Source organism: Serratia plymuthica NBRC 102599, from assembly GCF_001590925.1.
GTDB lineage: Bacteria > Pseudomonadota > Gammaproteobacteria > Enterobacterales > Enterobacteriaceae > Serratia > Serratia plymuthica.
Window position 1 is genome coordinate 136,932 of sequence record NZ_BCTU01000007.1, and the last position, 14,876, is coordinate 151,807.

Sequence of the window (14,876 nt, forward strand, 5' to 3'; positions counted from 1 at the left end):
ACTCTAGTGTTCTCCCCAGCCAAACTGGCGCCGAATGACCTTAGTGCCGGTACTGTTCCGTTGCAATGCGCTGACCAAGCGATACCTGCCGTCATCCAGTTTCACCCGCAGTTCCACAGTAAAGCGGTTGCCGGTAGTGACCAGTCCGTCAGCCAGGCCGCCGTCTTTCAGCTTACGCAGTTCGGGGTAGTTATCCGTGGTTAAAAAGTCCAATGAGTTCCAGCCAAGCTGCGGCCGCCCGGCGATGATCGCCAGGAGTTGCTCGTTACCCAAAGCATTCAGCAACATCGCCCTGATCAGCGGCAACTGCCGCTCCGTGGCGGTATTGAGGTTAATTTGCAGCGTATTATCCGGTAAGGCGCAGACCAATGGCGCTATACGCAGGTACAGTTCAGGGTTTATGACGCCGATCTCCCGCAGTTCACTGACGTCTTCAATCAGATAGCCCGTTTCAGACGTGCCGCGTTGTGCGCTGATTTTCATAATAACAGCGTCGGCGATAGCGCCGGCCTGCGGCTCGTCAACGCCCAGATTGGTGAGCAACAGCATGAATATCCGCTTCTCTCTCGCTATTTTCGGCTTTTCGCCCCCGGCATCATCCACCGGGGATGACGCTGCGAGCGCATTCAAATTAAAACAGACATCGGCGCTGACGATACGCACTGAAACCTCTCCCTCTTCCGTGCGCATGGCCATATCTTCACGCGCCCATGCCTGCCCCAAACTCACCGAGACCTGCTTATCCAACGCCTGTTGCAACTGCCTTTTGGCATAGATTTCTCCGCCCAACAGCAGCCATTTGGCCCTTAATTGATCCTGCTGAAACTGCGCTCGCGTCAACGACCGCTGCCAGTAGCTATTGATATTCACCGCAATAATCGTCATCACCGACATCATTAACAAAACCATCAACAACGCCATTCCCCGCTGTTTATTCATGATTTTTCCTCAGGCGACAGCGGGACAATGCGCCGCACCACGCCGAAAGAACCTGTTTCGACGGTGATCTCGACTGCCTGAGGCAGCCAGGTGCTGGCATGCCATGCCGCTAACCATTCGCCTTGATAATAAAAACGCAGTTGGAACCGCAACACGTCCGACAACAGCGCCACACTGCGCGCGGCAGACGGCGGGCTGTTCAGGGCTGGGGAGCTCAGGCGGTCCAATCTCCCCTTCTGAAACCGATATTCCACCCGCTCCAGCGTCGAACGCGGCAGCCTGGCACCGGGGTTATGCCAGTAATTTCTGATCATCGTGACCCGATAGCCGCCATCCCCCTCCTCTGCCCCGCGTGCCATAAACTCCGGTATGCCGGGTTGACCGGCCAAACCGGCCGGCGTGCGGGTGAGTGCATGGGTAAAGTCCCGTTCAATGAGGGTTAGCACCCGTTGCAACTGAACCATTTGCGTCGATTTTCGCTGGGTGATCTCACTGTTTCTCAATACACCTTTGAAAATCATCATCGCCGTGAGCGACAGCAAAGAAAAAATAACGATGGCCAGCATCATTTCCACCAGAGTAAAACCGCGCTCCGCTTCCCTGTTCATGGCAATTCTCTGTAGGCCAACAGCCTGATCAAGGCGCCTGGCGCCTGCGGATCGCGCCGAACTTCCATTTCTATCGCCCGTATCCCGGCATCCGTGGTGTCTCTGCCGCGATAACGCCAATACCAGGTTTCATCCGCCATTTCCGTCGTCCCCTGACGCCATGCCTGCGCAGGCGGGACCCTATCAAGCTGCAATAAAGTCAATTGGTTATCCGCTACCCACAGGGCGATATTCTTCGCCTCGATGGCCCCCAGGCTTTGCACCTGCCCTCCGGTGGTTTTGATTAACGCCATGCAACCAATGGCGAATATCATCAGCGCAACCATCACCTCCAGCAGGGTCATGCCTCGCTGCCGTTTATATTTAAGCTTCATCACAGTGGGCTTCTGTCGTTTCAAACGTAAAGAAACCGGTCGCGCTGAGTTGCCACTGGCATTTCCCCTGCAGCAATGTGACGGAAAACACGGTGGTTTCACCGCCCGGATACAGCCAAACCTGCGGTTCCTCCTGCGGTGGCCACTCGCCTTTCAGCGAAACCGCCTGCCGTTCCAGGGCCAACGACAGTTCAACCCCGGCCGGTAACGGTGAGCCTATCGCCACCGCAGTTTTATCCTGCGGTTGACCGGCGGCGACAATACGCCACCCCTTGCGGCTGAATGCCACGCCATAGGTTGTTCCCTCACGCTCAGCCCGTTCCGCAACCTCATTCAGTTGCCAGGCCAATTGCTCACCCTGCCGTGCCAGTTGATTTTCAACTGCGGGAGAACGCAGCATCACCAGGCTGCTGGTGATGCCTAACAACAGCAGCACCAGCATAATTTCCAGCAGGGTAAAACCGCGTTCGCACCTCATCATTACTCTGCTTTATCCGCCGTTTTCTCAGGCCAGTTACCGATGTCATCCTCACTGTCGGCAATACCATCCTGGCCGCTGGAAAACACGTCCAGCTTGCCGTTCCGCCCGGGATTGCGCAGTTGATACGCATTGCCCCAGGGATCCTGCGGCAGGCGGCGGATATAACCGTCTTCAGGATAATTGCGGGGAACCGGCGCCACTTCAGGCTTGGCCGACAGCGCCGCCAACCCCTGCTCCGAACTGGGATAACGCCCGTTATCCAACTTGTACATATCCAGCGCATTCTCCAGGGCGACAATATCGCTGGTCGCCTTTTGCTTATCCGCTTTCTCTTTATTTCCCATCAGGCTGGGAATAGTCAAACTGGCCAATAACCCCAGAATCACAATCACCACCATAATTTCCAAAAGCGTAAAACCCTTTTGGCGAAACTTGCGTACACGACTGCTCTTTCTCACTTTATTTTCCGTTAACATCTTTCTCATCCAATCATGTTATTGAGCTGCAATATTGGCTGCAGGATAGCCAAAATAATAAACAGCACCGAACTGGCCATCACTATCACCAATAAAGGTTCAAACAGCCCCAGAGCCAAGGTTATTTGCCGATTAAAGGCATCCTGTTGCATATTCGCCGCCCGCTCGAGCATCATTTCCAATTCACCGCTGCGCTCACCGGACATGATCATGTGCCGCATCATCGGCGAAAAAAGCGCGGTCCCCTCCAGAGACGGCGACAGCCCTTCGCCTTCACGCACCCGTTCCATCGCCGCCAGCAACCGCTGCCGGGCATGATCATTGCCCAACACGCTGGCGCTGATGCGCATCGCCTCCAGTAACGGCACCGCGCTGGCGTTCAAAATGCTCAACGTTTTGGCATAGCGCGCCGTATTCACGCCCAGGGTCAACTTGCCGATAACCGGCAGCCGCAGGATAAAAGCATGCCACCGGGTACGCCTGGCCGGTACCTTCAGGCAATAGCGAAACAAACCGACGCCCGCCAGCAACAGCATCAGCACTGCCGGCCCCCATTGTCGGATCGCGTCACTGGCACCGATCAGCAGCCGGGTGGACAACGGCAAGGCCTGTTTCATATGAATAAATTGCTCGATGACTTTAGGCACCACCGCAGTAAGCAAAATGGCCACTACCCCGATCGCCACCACCGTCAGCACCATTGGGTACACCAACGCCTGAGTGATCTTGTTTTTCATTTGCTGACGCTGTTCGACATAGTCGGCCAAACGCTCCAGCACCGGCGCAAGATGGCCGGAGATTTCGCCGGCAGTCACCATGGCGCAGTACAGGCGATCAAAAATAGGCGGGTATTGCCCCAGGGCATGCGCCAGGGAAAACCCCTCCAGGATCCGCAGGCGTACCTGCGTCAGCACCGCCTGCAAGCCTTTCTTTTCCGTTTGCCGCGCCACCGCCATCAGCGCTTCTTCTAGCGGCAACGCGGCGGACATCAACGTCGCCAACTGACGGGTCAACAACGCCAGATCGCTGCTCGTGACGCCGGAGGTCAGCCTGAATCCTGCCAGCTTGTTGAAACTGCGCGTTTTTTTGGCTTTAACCGCCAGCACCTGCCATCCTTTTTCACGCAACAGGTCACGGGCATGGCGCAAGGAATCTGCCTCGAGCTCCCCGCGTCGGGCACGTCCTTGCCTGTCGCAGGCATGATAATCAAACCTCATCGCCATCCCCTTCGCGGGTCACTCTCAGCACCTCCTCCAGGCTGGTCTCGCCGGCGCTCATTTTGGCGATCCCATCCTGACGTAAAGACTGATAGCGCGAGGCGGCCAACCGCATGATGTCGATCTCGCTGTCTCCGCGGTGGATCGCCAGCCGCATGGGTTCATCCAGCACCAGCAGCTCATGCAGCCCGATACGGCCAAGGTAGCCCTGCCCACTGCAGGCGTTACAGCCTAGAGGTCGCCAGCAAGTGACGTCCTGATCCACAGGCAGATCAAACGCCCGCCGTTGCCGATCAGACAGGGCGTAGGGTTCGCGGCACTGCGGACACAGCCGCCGCACCAGGCGCTGCGCCAACACGCCGCTAAGCGAACTGGACAGCAAGAATGGCTCAACCCCCATATCTCGCAGGCGGGTAATGGCGCCGATCGCCGTATTGGTGTGCAATGTGGACAGCACCAGGTGCCCGGTCAGCGAAGCCTGAACCGCAATCTGCGCCGTTTCGCCGTCGCGGATTTCACCGATCAGCACCACATCGGGATCTTGGCGCAGCAACGCACGCAGCCCGCGGGCGAAGGTCATGTCCACCTTCGGATTCACCTGAGTCTGCGCAATGCCGCTCAACTCGTACTCGACCGGATCTTCAATGGTCATGATGTTGCGGTTTTCGTCGTTAATCTGGTTCAGCAAGGTATAGAGCGTGGTGCTCTTGCCGGAGCCGGTCGGCCCGGTAACCAGGATGATGCCGTGCGGCTGCTGAATCAGACGCATAAGCGCCTGTTGACGCTCCTGCGTCATCCCCAAACTGGGCAGATCCAGCCTGACGCTATTTTTGTCCAGCAGGCGCATAACCACCCGTTCACCGTGGCTGGCCGGCATCACCGATACGCGCACGTCGATCGCCCGTCCACCGACCTTCAACGTCATGCGTCCATCCTGCGGCACCCGTTTTTCAGCGATGTCCAGTTTCGACATCACCTTGATGCGCGACACCAGCAGCGCGGCCAATTTGCGCTGTGGCGCCAGAATGCGTTGCAGCGCACCGTCAATGCGAAAACGGATCACCAATTCGCTTTCGTAGGTTTCGATATGGATGTCTGAAGCACGGGCTTTGATTGCCTCGCTCAGCATCGCGTTGATCAGGCGGATGATTGGCGCATCGTTCTGCTCATCCAGCAGGTCTTGTTGCTCCGGCAGCTCTTCCGCCAGCGTGTAAAAGTCCAGCTCGCCGCCCAGATCGTCGATCATCTTCTGCGCATGACCGGCCTCCTGCTGGTAATACGCCACCAGCTTTTGTTCAAATATTTCAGGCTCCAACCGCACCAACATCGGCTCGCCCGGCAAACAGCGGTATGCCTCCATCAGTGCGGCCTGAGCCGTTTGCTGATGGCAATACAGCAGTGTGTCGCTCTGTTCGGCGACGGCGAGCACGCCGTGCTGGCGCGCCCAGGCAAAAGGCAACAGGTGGCCTGAGGGGCTCGGCGTCATGGTTTTCCCTCTTGGTCATAGAACGCATTGACCTGCGAAATGACGCGGAGAAACGCTTGATTGTCACCCGCGGTTTGGCCGGAGGAGATTTCCTCGCGCAACGCCGTTTTCAGCTCGATATCTTCCCGCTGCTCAACATCAAATTTGCCGACTTTACGCTGGCTCTGCTGAGAGAATCCTTCGGTCGTCCGGATGATGGTCGGGCGGATGAACAGCATTAAATTGCGCTTGCTCTCTTTCACCGACGTAGAACGGAACAGCGCGCCCAATACCGGAATTTTCCCCAACAGCGGAACGCTGCTTTCCACCTCTGAATTGGTTTTATCCAGCAGACCGCCAACCACTACCGTTTCGCCGCTGTCGACCAACACGGTGTTATTTACCGTACGGATATTAAAAGTGGCGCCCAGGGAATCGGCGGAGACCTGCGTATTGTCGGCAACGCTGGAGACTTCCTGCTCAATCTGCATCAGGACCGATTGGCCCTTGTTAATCTGCGGTTTGACCTTGAGTTTTATCCCCACGGTTTTACGCGAGACGGTATTGAAAACGTTATCGCTGTTGGTGGTTTGCGAACCGGTCAAAATAGGCACATCCTGGCCTACGCTGAATTCCGCTTCGGCGTTATCCAGGGTGACAATGCTCGGCGTAGCCAGAATATTATTTTGATTATTGCTGGCGATAGCGGATAGCAATACCCCCCAGTTTCCGCTGTAAAAGCCGGTCATCAAACCACTGGCCTTGTTGAAAGCCTCGAGCATGCCACCGTCAAAACCCGATGAAACGCCAGGTACATTGCCGCCAAACTGCGTGCCGCCGCCGTATTTATTGGCCCACTGGACGCCGATATTCAGCCCCTGGCCATCCTGCACTTCGACAATCACCGCCTCAACCAGCACCTGAGCACGGCGGACATCCAGCTTGGTCACCACCTCTTCCAGGTCGCGCATCACATCCGGCGCAGCGGTGATGATCAACGCATTGGTTTGCTCATCGGCTTTGATCACCACATTTTTCAACAAGGCTACATTGGTTGCCGCGCCCTCTTTTTCATTTTGCAGGCCTGAGCTAATCCCCGTCAGCACCTCGACCAGGCTCTGCGCCTTGGCGTATTTCAGTTGAATGACTTGGGTATTGCCTTGATTGACGCTCTTGTTATCCAGCTGATAAATCATGTCCTTAACATATTCGCGGATCCGATCGTCGCCGGTGATCATCACAGTATTGGTTCTTTCATCCGCGACCAACCGCAGCGTCGCAGCACCCGCCATCCGCTGCTTGCCCTCTTCGCGGAACAGCGCATTGACCATACGCACAATCTCGGCCGCCGCCGCATGCTTCAGCGCAAGCGTTTCTATCTGATTGCTGTCGTCCTGATCCATCTCCCGAACAATATCGATCAACCCATTCACTACCGCGGCTCTGCCGGTGATCAACAACGCGTTGCCCTGTTCATAATGCGCCACGCTGCCTACGCCCACGCTGTCATTCAGTTGACGTAATAATGGGGAAATATCCTTGGCCGCGATATTGCGCAAAGGAACAATACGCATTACAACCTCATCCCCTTCCCCAATCAGTTCACCGCCGGCCTGCGACAAAGCGGCTCTTTTCCCGTCTTTCGCCACAATGACTTTAAGTACGTTATTTGGCATACCAATGACGGTATATCCGTACACGTCCAGCACGTTCAGGAAGAATTGATAATATTGTTTATCGTTAAGCTGCTCATAGCTACGTACGGTGACTTTTCCTTTCACCGCCGGATCAATAATGATCGTTTTGCCCAGGTTTTTACTGACCGTGTTGATAAATTCCTGAATATCCGTACCTTTGAAATTGGCAGAGAATGACGCTGCATGCGTTATCCCGGGGGTAGCCGCCAACATTGATACCACCACCAGTTCCCGCCAGGGAAGGCGGGCCAGTTGATGGCCAAAATGGTAAAAAAGATGCGTAATCACAATGTAGCCTTATGACCTTAAAAAGTTCCAATTCTAAAAAGAAAGCACACCTAGTCTTTTAAAATCATCAAGGCGTAGTATCCATTCTCGTCAAGCAATATCTTGTCTTGCAGTATCCGTAATACGACCACGTTACTGTTAGCAATGCGATCGCCCATACCATAACTGGCCTGTTTGCCGGAGCGTTCTATTATCGCCAGGCTGTGTTTGGGGTTATCGCTAAACAGCAAGCCGGTAACTTTTCCCGCCAGACGCGTTTCAGGGGCATTGTTGATAACATCGTCGTTTATCCCCTGCGAGCTAATCTTATAGCTCATACCGTTATTTCCCTCTCCCCGACTTTCCCCATAGCGGCCAAAAAAATCAGCATTGTTGATTTTTTCTATATCATCTTGCGCAGGGAAACCAACATAACGTCCCCTTTCAGGCACGAAATTACGCTGCGACGATACATCTGTCTGATCGATACGATAAATTTTCCAAAGCTGAGAAAAAATAAACACCGCATTCGCCAAGAAGAAAAATGAAATAAAAAAAACAATAAACCGTTTACTCACTTAGGCCTCGGGGTAATCAGATAAATTGGCGACACGTTTTCATCGGGCGCTAAGCAGACACACCCACAAACATCGCCACCGAAAACAGCAGAGTCAACGTCAGTGCAATTTTGTAGTTAATGGTTTCCAAAATGCCCTTCTTCCCTTTTTTACTTTCCGCCAGTTTTTTATTTTCAGACCCAGCACCCTCAGTGGTTTCCCGCTCGCAGGCCTGAAAACTCAGCATGACGCCAAATCGGGGAATGGTTTTAATCACCTGACCAGGGATACCGTGCCGCGACAACAACGACCGACATTGAAATATAATTTGATGGTAATTATTATCGCTGATGGTTTCATGATTGCAAAACCATACTGCGCGAATGATATCATTCTTTTTATATATGCCACTAAGCAGACAGAGAATAAACCGACGCTGCAACTCCGTCATTTCAATAACGATATTCTCTCTTTTAAAAAACAATGTTTTATTATTGTTATCCAATACAACCGACTCATTTTCCATCAGAGTGTCATTCAGAGCAATGTCATGTATATCCATATCTCACCTATTGACTAGAAAAAATAATAATCAGGTATTTTTTTGCATTCCCACCCCCAACCTGCCCTGTTCAAGGAAGAAGCAAAACAATAGCGTAATTAAAGAGGCTGTCTAATAAAACATGAACGATAAGGAATGGCAACAGCATCCAAATGCAATATATAAGATAAAATTAATAATATTTCACAAAACAAACAAAAACAAAAATATCCAATAAAAACAATAAATTACATTAAAATATAAAATGAATAAAATAACATATATAAAAATATATATCATTTTCTATAATTATAGACATCCTGATGTGGGGCGGGAGTCAGGAATAGAAAAGCTAAACCTGACTATAATAACAAAGGAGACAAATAGTAGTTCATTAATAATTTCTATCGTTACTATGCTCTCACACCATAGATTATGATTTCACATTACAAATAAACATCGGAGTATAAACGTTACTAAACATCAGAGTGTCCTTATCAAGATAATTGATATGATATAAGTTAGATTCACTATTAAAAAAATAGGAGTACACTTCAGAGGGTAAGGTATCTCTTACCGAACGCTGTTCATTGCCATATTTAAATTTATAAAAATCATCTTGTGCAACATAAGTGAAATTAACATTGCGACTCACAAAAAACCGTTTATCTCCGCTGCTCGCCACGCCATTCAGAGTCATAATGCCCTTATTGCTTGTAAAAAAAACGTAGTGCATTTTTAAAATGAGGCGAATATCCATAGGTGCACTGGCATTATCCAAATCATTGGCGTAAGTGAACTTCGCATTAGCTTCGCAGGCAATGCCCTTTAAATCCTGCTGGGAATGGGTGAGGTAATATATGCTACTGCCAAAAACAATGCACAGAACAATGAGTATCATCGACAGTACGGTTAACTTTTTTTCCATGCGCGGATATACTCGCTTTCACAATGATGATAAAAATGATCGCTGTCCATTACACATTTTGCGATAAACTGACGGCCACTGTCTTCTGTGGTGTTAAGTGAGTGATTGAGCCGTGTAATAATCAATTCATCCTTACCACATCGATTGCCATAAAGATCCTTTTCGGTCAAAAACTGCAGGTAGCGATCCGTTTTTTTATCGAGATACCTTCCAGAGTAATAAATCGGGCAACCTTTGACCACACCAAGATAAGAGATAAACGGGCGTTTCTCATTTTCACGGTAATGCTGATAATAAAAAAACAAGAAAACCAGGATGGCAAGCGGCAATGCAATTGATAAGGTACGAAGTAACGTCATCAGATAATAATGATGTGCATATGGCCTTTGGGTACCACTGGCGTCAGACATTAACGGGGGGGCATCTTCCGGCGATTGGCTGGGAGGGGCAATTTCCAAGATTTTAATTAAAATGGTTTTATTAATTCTATAACCTGTTTTAGCCACCGTGATTATCAAGCGATCGCTGAATCCTACGGAAAGCAATGCCCGGCGAGTCAGGCTAATATATTGGTTCAGGGTTGCGGAAGATACACTCAGACTTTGCTCACCCCAAACCTGCTTAAAAATATCCTCTCTGCTGACCGGCTTCACGCCATGTTCAAGCAAGCATTTGAACACTCTGACATTCAGGCTCGATAAAAATACTTCCTTACCATTTCTCATGCTCTTTAAAGAGCCGTTCTCGGTATTAAAGGCAACTTTGTTATCAATGATATAAATCATGTTACAGCCTAATCTGATGCCTGATTATTGTCCAAAACGCCGTACCGACCCATTATAGTCAATATCAAAATTATTGCCTGACAACGCCAAGCATCAACAATATTTTAACCACAACATCGATACCCCGCAACATCAAGATAATTCTCATCCTATTCAGGTATCGCTGAAAAAGAAAAAACATCGAGACCAACATTCTTGAGACATCATATTATTTTTTAGGTGAAAATCTGATCGGATGACTGATTAAAACGTCTATTTATCGAGCGGACAGGCTAAACGACGATAGACAAAAACAGTGCGTAAACGGTGGGGAAGGAAAAGGCGGAGGCTGAAATTGGTGGAGGCCCTGCCAGCTACATCCCGGCACACACGTCACCTGCTACGGCTGCTTCCTTCCGGATCTGACCGAGTTCACAAGTTAGTGTTGCGGGAGAACCAACAGGGCCCCCATTGACGGCTTCTATGACTGCGAAGCGGTGGGCATTATCGGCGATGACCAGCCAAATAGCAAGCCAACCGGGGCTAACCGCTGTTTTCTTACCCACCCTGGCTATGGCACACTTCCATCCTTGGCTTTTTGCCGCAGCAGGAAAACATAAATGGAACCAGAAGACGCCACATTCAGCCAACGCGTGTTCCACGTGATAGCCGCCATTCCCTATGGCAAGGTCACGACCTATGGCGAGGTAGCACGGCTGGCGGGCTCACCGCGTGCCGCACGTCAGGTCGGCGGCGTACTGAGGCGTCTGCCGGAAGGCAGCAGCCTGCCCTGGCACCGGGTGATTAACCGTCACGGCCAAATTTCGCAGCAGGGGGAGGACTTTCAACGTCAGCGCCAGGCGCTGCTGAGTGAGGGGATCATCTTCGGCGCGCACAGCACGGTCGATCTACTGATTTATGGCTGGCGCTGGTAGCAACAAAACAGCCTTTGGCCGGAGCGCAAAGGCTGTTGATCTCTTACTGCTTCAGGATTGCCGGTTTACGGCATGGCTGTTGGTGTCGCCTGAACCGGCATGCCCTGCACCGGAACCAACTGCAGGTCGGCACGAGTGCCGTTGCGGGTCACTACTTCCTGGATAGTGTCGGTAATAAAGGTCATCCGACCGTTTACCGTAATGGCCGCGCTCAGAATGATACGCGCGTTGGGCTGAATATCAGCCGGGTTGTAAGGAAGTACAAAATTAAACGGCGCCTGCTTGCCTTCAGTGCGCACCGCGCGCTGGGCAATCACTTTCGACGGCGCATCCGACAATGAAGCATCAGAGAGCGTAACCGTCAGTACGGCATCCGGTGGCAGCGCAATACGCTGGCGAATGTTAACCGAACCAGTTACCGCCGGGCCCTGAATCTGCGTTTGCGCAATCGCTGGGTTTCCCGCTGCCGGCACAGGCACATTTGCGCTCTTTTGAGCACAACCCGCCAGGGTGATCGTCAATGCTGCTGCTCCACCTACGATTTGCCAGAGTTTCATGGATCGGTCTCCTTTTTTATTATCAACACCTTGGTGGCTTTCACCACCTCACTCATTAAACTTAGCACAAAATACTGAAAAATCCATTTAGCACTGCCTGTTAATCACTTAGCCTTCTAATAACGCTCAGTATTCAGGCAATTTTCCCTGTGCCTTAACGCAACATATTGACGTCTTGCCGTGATATTCCGCACACTGCGCAAAATGATTATTAAAAGGGTAGTAACTTTATGAGCCAGGCACTGCAAAACCTCCTCGATCTGCTGGATCTGGAGAAAATCGAAGAAGGGCTATTCCGCGGACAAAGTGAAGATCTGGGTCTGCGTCAGGTATTCGGCGGACAGGTGGTCGGCCAGGCGCTGTATGCCGCCAAACAAACGGTACCGGCAGAACGCAGCGTGCACTCGTTCCACAGCTATTTCTTACGCCCAGGCGACAGCAGCAAGCCGATTATTTATGACGTGGAAATCCTGCGCGACGGCAATAGCTTCAGCGCCCGTCGCGTCAGCGCCATTCAGCACGGCAAACCGATCTTCTACATGACCGCCTCTTTCCAAAGCCCGGAAGCAGGGTTTGAACACCAGAACACCATGCCGGACGTGCCGCCGCCAGAAGGGCTGATGTCCGAATCAGACATTGCCCAGAAGTTGGCGCATATGCTGCCGGACAAGGTTCGCGAAAAGTTTATCGGCCAAAAACCGATTGAAATGCGCCCGGTCAAATTCCACAACCCGCTGAAAGGTACGGTGGAAGAACCGCACCGTTACGTGTGGTTCCGCGCCAACGGCACCATGCCGGACGATCAGCGTATCCACCAATATCTGCTGGGCTATGCGTCAGATTTCAACTTCCTGCCGACGGCGCTACAGCCGCACGGCGTCGGCTTCCTTGAGCCGGGCATGCAGGTGGCGACTATCGATCATTCGATGTGGTTCCACCGGCCGTTCCGCCTGGACGACTGGCTGCTGTACGTGGTGGAAAGCTCCTCCGCCTCTGGCGCACGCGGCTTTGTGCGCGGCCAGTTCTACACCCGTGAAGGCGTACTGGTCGCCACCACGGTGCAAGAAGGCGTGATTCGCCAGCGCGACGCCTAAAAAAGAAAAAAAGGGCGATGTCACCATCGCCCTTTTCGCATCATCATTATTTTTCGTGTTATTTAGCGCACTGCCCTTCTTCAAGGCTTATTGGTTATAGGCACTCTCGCCATGGCTGTTGACGTCCAGACCTTCGCGCTCCTGCTCTTCCGGTACGCGCAGACCGACGATGGCGCCCGCCACTTTAAAGGCGATGAAAGCAGCCACACCGGACCAGACCAGGGTGATTGCCACGCTCATCAGTTGGACCAGCACCTGATGGCTCATGGTAACGCCTTCTGCGTACCCGGTGCCGCCCAGTGAGGCAGAGGTGAACACGCCGGTCAACAGACAGCCGACGATGCCGCACACGCCATGCACGCCGAACACGTCACAGGTATCATCCACATTCAGCCATTTCTTCAGCGTGACCACGCCCCACAGACCGGCAACGCCGCCCACCAGGCCGATAATCAGCCCCCCGCCGATACCCACGGTACCCGCAGCCGGCGTGATAGCGACCAGCCCGGCGATACAACCGGAGCATGCGCCCAGCAGTGAAGGTTTGCCGCGCACAATCCACTCGGCAAAGGTCCAGGAGAGGATCGCGCCGGCGGTAGCAACCACGGTGTTCAGGAACGCCAGTGCCGCAATGCCGTTAGCCGCGCTGGCAGAACCGGCGTTGAAGCCAAACCAGCCGACATACAGGATTGAAGCGCCGGTAAACACCATCGGCAGGTTGTGCGGCTTGAAAGCTTCTTTGCCGAAGCCGGCACGTTTACCCAACAGGTAGGCGCCAATCAGCCCGGCGCTTGCCGCGTTGATGTGCACTACGGTGCCGCCGGCAAAGTCCAGCGCGCCGTCAGCGGCCAGGAAACCGCCGCCCCATACCATGTGCGCAATCGGCAGGTAGGAAATGGTGAACCAGATGGCCGCAAAAATCACTACCGCAGAGAAGCGGATACGCTCGGCAAAGCCACCCACCACCAGCGCAACGGTAATACAGGCAAAGGAAGCCTGGAATGCCACGTGGATCATCTGGCTAAAGGTGCCGGTGACGCTATCGATGCCAATGCCTTTCAGCATCGCCGTCTGGAATCCGCCGAAGAATGCATTGCCCTCGCTGAAAGCCAGGCTGTAGCCATAAAGCACCCACAGCACGCACACCATTGCGAAGGTAACGGTGACCTGAGTCAACATGGAGAGCACGTTTTTGGAACGCAGCAAACCACCGTAAAACAGAGCTACGCCCGGCAAGGTCATGAACAGCACCAAAGCGGTGCAAATCATCATGAACGCGTTGTCAGCCTTGTCTGCGACCGCCGGAGCGGCCAGGGCCAAAGAAGGAACCATGGTTACCGTACTCAGGCCCAACATGGATAAAAGTTTTTTCATTATCAATCCATCCCCATTACTTTACTGAGCCTGTGATTACAGTGCTGCTTCGTCTGTTTCGCCGGTGCGAATGCGAATGACACGTTGCAATTCGGCAACGAAAATTTTGCCGTCACCGATTTTACCGGTGTAGGCCGCTTTACTAATGACATCAACCACTTCGTCCAACTGATCGTCGGCGATAGCAATGTCGATTTTGACTTTAGGTAAGAAGTTGACGCTGTATTCCGCTCCGCGATAGAGCTCAGCATGACCCTTCTGGCGACCAAACCCTTTCACTTCGGTTACGGTCAGCCCCTGAATACCTACAGAGGATAGGGCTTCACGCACGTCCTCCAGCTTGAATGGTTTAATCACCACGGTAACCAGCTTCATATTGCCCCTCCACGAATTAAGCCCAAACTCCCCCTTGGTACGAGTCTTATAAAGCAAAGGCTATGCCACAAATGGTTTTGTGCGCGAATTCAGCAAATTAACCGACGGGCTGGCGATGCGACGTACCGAGGCTACCCGGCAACCGGTTCCTGCGAGGGTGATCGATTAAATATTGCGCACTAATTTGGTGCGTGATGCGTCGAAAAAGTGCAGAGCAAGGGATTTGA

At 52.5% G+C, this 14,876-nt stretch carries 17 protein-coding genes and 1 other RNA gene; 2 read left to right on the top strand and 16 right to left on the bottom strand.

Annotated features, from left to right (window positions below; all coding sequences use genetic code 11):
* Positions 1–3 precede the first annotated feature (3 nt).
* The 13 genes from gspK to ffs form a co-directional block, all read right to left on the bottom strand.
* The gene (gene gspK / locus SPL01S_RS05340) at positions 4–939 is read right to left on the bottom strand and encodes a type II secretion system minor pseudopilin GspK (RefSeq protein WP_062869863.1); all 936 of its coding nucleotides are present in this window, start codon (positions 937–939) and stop codon (positions 4–6) included.
* The gene (gene gspJ, locus SPL01S_RS05345; protein WP_062869862.1) at positions 936–1,547 is read right to left on the bottom strand and encodes a type II secretion system minor pseudopilin GspJ; all 612 of its coding nucleotides are present in this window, start codon (positions 1,545–1,547) and stop codon (positions 936–938) included. Before gspJ ends, gspK begins: the two co-directional genes overlap by 4 nt.
* Positions 1,544–1,921, bottom strand: a complete 378-nt coding sequence (gene gspI / locus SPL01S_RS05350) for a type II secretion system minor pseudopilin GspI (RefSeq protein WP_232246030.1) — start codon at positions 1,919–1,921, stop codon at positions 1,544–1,546. The genes gspJ and gspI overlap by 4 nt, the downstream gene beginning before the upstream one ends.
* Complete coding sequence (gene gspH / locus SPL01S_RS05355) at positions 1,911–2,402, bottom strand: type II secretion system minor pseudopilin GspH (protein ID WP_063198045.1); 492 nt, start codon at positions 2,400–2,402, stop codon at positions 1,911–1,913. The genes gspI and gspH overlap by 11 nt, the downstream gene beginning before the upstream one ends.
* Positions 2,402–2,878 (bottom strand): type II secretion system major pseudopilin GspG, encoded by a 477-nt coding sequence (gene gspG, locus SPL01S_RS05360; protein ID WP_062869859.1) that lies wholly within the window; start codon positions 2,876–2,878, stop codon positions 2,402–2,404. The genes gspH and gspG overlap by 1 nt, the downstream gene beginning before the upstream one ends.
* 5 nt (positions 2,879–2,883) lie before the next feature.
* Positions 2,884–4,095, bottom strand: a complete 1,212-nt coding sequence (gene gspF, locus SPL01S_RS05365) for a type II secretion system inner membrane protein GspF (protein WP_081113143.1) — start codon at positions 4,093–4,095, stop codon at positions 2,884–2,886.
* Positions 4,085–5,581 (bottom strand): type II secretion system ATPase GspE, encoded by a 1,497-nt coding sequence (gene gspE, locus SPL01S_RS05370; protein WP_063198049.1) that lies wholly within the window; start codon positions 5,579–5,581, stop codon positions 4,085–4,087. Before gspE ends, gspF begins: the two co-directional genes overlap by 11 nt.
* Positions 5,578–7,470, bottom strand: a complete 1,893-nt coding sequence (gspD, locus tag SPL01S_RS05375) for a type II secretion system secretin GspD (RefSeq protein ID WP_063198240.1) — start codon at positions 7,468–7,470, stop codon at positions 5,578–5,580. Before gspD ends, gspE begins: the two co-directional genes overlap by 4 nt.
* 125 nt (positions 7,471–7,595) lie before the next feature.
* Positions 7,596–8,102 (bottom strand): type II secretion system protein N, encoded by a 507-nt coding sequence (locus SPL01S_RS05380; protein ID WP_062869856.1) that lies wholly within the window; start codon positions 8,100–8,102, stop codon positions 7,596–7,598.
* Positions 8,103–8,151: 49 nt separating this feature from the next.
* Positions 8,152–8,643: a winged helix-turn-helix domain-containing protein gene (locus SPL01S_RS05385; protein WP_062793149.1), complete on the bottom strand. Its 492-nt coding sequence runs from the start codon at positions 8,641–8,643 to the stop codon at positions 8,152–8,154.
* 412 nt (positions 8,644–9,055) lie between these two features.
* Entirely contained in the window at positions 9,056–9,550 is a 495-nt protein-coding gene (locus SPL01S_RS05390) for a FidL-like protein (RefSeq protein ID WP_062869855.1), read from the bottom strand.
* Entirely contained in the window at positions 9,535–10,335 is an 801-nt protein-coding gene (locus SPL01S_RS05395) for a winged helix-turn-helix domain-containing protein (RefSeq protein WP_063198051.1), read from the bottom strand. The genes SPL01S_RS05390 and SPL01S_RS05395 overlap by 16 nt, the downstream gene beginning before the upstream one ends.
* 344 nt (positions 10,336–10,679) lie before the next feature.
* Positions 10,680–10,776, bottom strand: an RNA gene (ffs, locus tag SPL01S_RS05400) — signal recognition particle sRNA small type.
* A gap of 158 nt (positions 10,777–10,934) precedes the next feature.
* Between ffs and SPL01S_RS05405 the strand changes: the two genes are divergently transcribed.
* A complete protein-coding gene (locus SPL01S_RS05405; RefSeq protein WP_004949344.1) occupies positions 10,935–11,249 on the top strand; it encodes an MGMT family protein in 315 nt (104 codons plus the stop codon).
* A gap of 65 nt (positions 11,250–11,314) precedes the next feature.
* Here SPL01S_RS05405 and SPL01S_RS05410 read toward each other — a convergent pair whose 3' ends face one another.
* Positions 11,315–11,806, bottom strand: coding sequence for a YbaY family lipoprotein (locus tag SPL01S_RS05410; RefSeq protein ID WP_062869853.1), 492 nt, complete (start codon positions 11,804–11,806; stop codon positions 11,315–11,317).
* A gap of 230 nt (positions 11,807–12,036) precedes the next feature.
* Between SPL01S_RS05410 and tesB the strand changes: the two genes are divergently transcribed.
* Positions 12,037–12,900 (top strand): acyl-CoA thioesterase II, encoded by an 864-nt coding sequence (gene tesB, locus SPL01S_RS05415; RefSeq protein ID WP_063198059.1) that lies wholly within the window; start codon positions 12,037–12,039, stop codon positions 12,898–12,900.
* 87 nt (positions 12,901–12,987) lie between these two features.
* On the opposite strand, the gene amtB is transcribed toward tesB, so the two are convergent.
* Entirely contained in the window at positions 12,988–14,274 is a 1,287-nt protein-coding gene (gene amtB, locus SPL01S_RS05420) for an ammonium transporter AmtB (protein WP_062793157.1), read from the bottom strand.
* A 36-nt stretch (positions 14,275–14,310) separates the two neighbouring features.
* A complete protein-coding gene (gene glnK, locus SPL01S_RS05425) occupies positions 14,311–14,649 on the bottom strand; it encodes a P-II family nitrogen regulator (protein WP_004949337.1) in 339 nt (112 codons plus the stop codon).
* Positions 14,650–14,876 lie beyond the last annotated feature (227 nt).

Bases quoted from the DNA above. Each gene is read 5' to 3' on its own strand.
- SPL01S_RS05410 (WP_062869853.1), bottom strand. From the start codon at position 11,806: ATGAAACTCTGGCAAATCGTAGGTGGAGCAGCAGCATTGACGATCACC.
- gspK (WP_062869863.1), bottom strand. From the start codon at position 939: ATGAATAAACAGCGGGGAATGGCGTTGTTGATGGTTTTGTTAATGATG.
- gspE (WP_063198049.1), bottom strand. From the start codon at position 5,581: ATGACGCCGAGCCCCTCAGGCCACCTGTTGCCTTTTGCCTGGGCGCGC.
- SPL01S_RS05405 (WP_004949344.1), top strand. From the start codon at position 10,935: ATGGAACCAGAAGACGCCACATTCAGCCAACGCGTGTTCCACGTGATA.
- amtB (WP_062793157.1), bottom strand. From the start codon at position 14,274: ATGAAAAAACTTTTATCCATGTTGGGCCTGAGTACGGTAACCATGGTT.
- gspD (WP_063198240.1), bottom strand. From the start codon at position 7,470: ATGTTGGCGGCTACCCCCGGGATAACGCATGCAGCGTCATTCTCTGCC.
- SPL01S_RS05390 (WP_062869855.1), bottom strand. From the start codon at position 9,550: ATGGAAAAAAAGTTAACCGTACTGTCGATGATACTCATTGTTCTGTGC.
- gspH (WP_063198045.1), bottom strand. From the start codon at position 2,402: ATGATGAGGTGCGAACGCGGTTTTACCCTGCTGGAAATTATGCTGGTG.
- gspJ (WP_062869862.1), bottom strand. From the start codon at position 1,547: ATGAACAGGGAAGCGGAGCGCGGTTTTACTCTGGTGGAAATGATGCTG.
- glnK (WP_004949337.1), bottom strand. From the start codon at position 14,649: ATGAAGCTGGTTACCGTGGTGATTAAACCATTCAAGCTGGAGGACGTG.
- tesB (WP_063198059.1), top strand. From the start codon at position 12,037: ATGAGCCAGGCACTGCAAAACCTCCTCGATCTGCTGGATCTGGAGAAA.
- gspF (WP_081113143.1), bottom strand. From the start codon at position 4,095: ATGAGGTTTGATTATCATGCCTGCGACAGGCAAGGACGTGCCCGACGC.
- SPL01S_RS05395 (WP_063198051.1), bottom strand. From the start codon at position 10,335: ATGATTTATATCATTGATAACAAAGTTGCCTTTAATACCGAGAACGGC.
- SPL01S_RS05385 (WP_062793149.1), bottom strand. From the start codon at position 8,643: ATGGATATACATGACATTGCTCTGAATGACACTCTGATGGAAAATGAG.
- gspI (WP_232246030.1), bottom strand. From the start codon at position 1,921: ATGAAGCTTAAATATAAACGGCAGCGAGGCATGACCCTGCTGGAGGTG.
- gspG (WP_062869859.1), bottom strand. From the start codon at position 2,878: ATGTTAACGGAAAATAAAGTGAGAAAGAGCAGTCGTGTACGCAAGTTT.